This is a genomic window from Citrobacter sp. VF227 (genome assembly GCF_052950715.1).
Map to the genome: position 1 here is coordinate 1 of NZ_JBRFVF010000190.1, position 571 is coordinate 571.

The following is a 571-nucleotide window of genomic DNA, read 5'->3' on the forward strand; positions in this document are numbered from 1 at the left end:
CATGACCGTTATTCAGGGACAGACCCTGCCAGATATACTGAAGCTGTGGCTCCAGTATCAGCCCGTCAGTGACATTGAACGGCAGTCCGGTTTCCAGCGAGGCCAGCCAGCCCCAGCCATGAGTATCAAAGCTGTCCGCATCAGAGCTCGCGTTCAGATTATGACGGGAGCCTTGCGCCACCACGTCCGCCCACAGTCCGCTGTTCGCATGTACCGCCGTCAGATAACCCCCCAGGCTGTACACATCATCACGGACCGTTCCGGCACGGGCGCGATCATCATCTTTCACGTCAACTGAAGAGTGTCCCGCTGCGCCATACACACCGGCGTTCAGCGATGGTGTACTCAGCAGATCGCCGCCCAGTTGCACAAAACCATAGCTGCCACTGCTTTCCGGCGTCGCACCGTGTGCCATACCGCCGTTATTATCATGGCCCATGTGGTCGCCCTGAATACGCCCCCAGACGCCGCTGTCACCTTTGACTGTGCTGCGCTGGCTGTAGTTGCCCGCCAGCGCCCGGTCGTAATCCATACTCTGTGCAAAGAGGGAGGCGTACAGCGCCACCTCAGA

At 59.4% G+C, this 571-nt stretch carries 1 protein-coding gene; it reads right to left on the bottom strand.

The window, feature by feature from the left end; all coding sequences use genetic code 11:
- Positions 1–571, bottom strand: a 571-nt coding sequence (locus tag ACU8YC_RS25830; protein ID WP_446896085.1) for an autotransporter domain-containing protein, incomplete at both ends; no start/stop codon positions are given.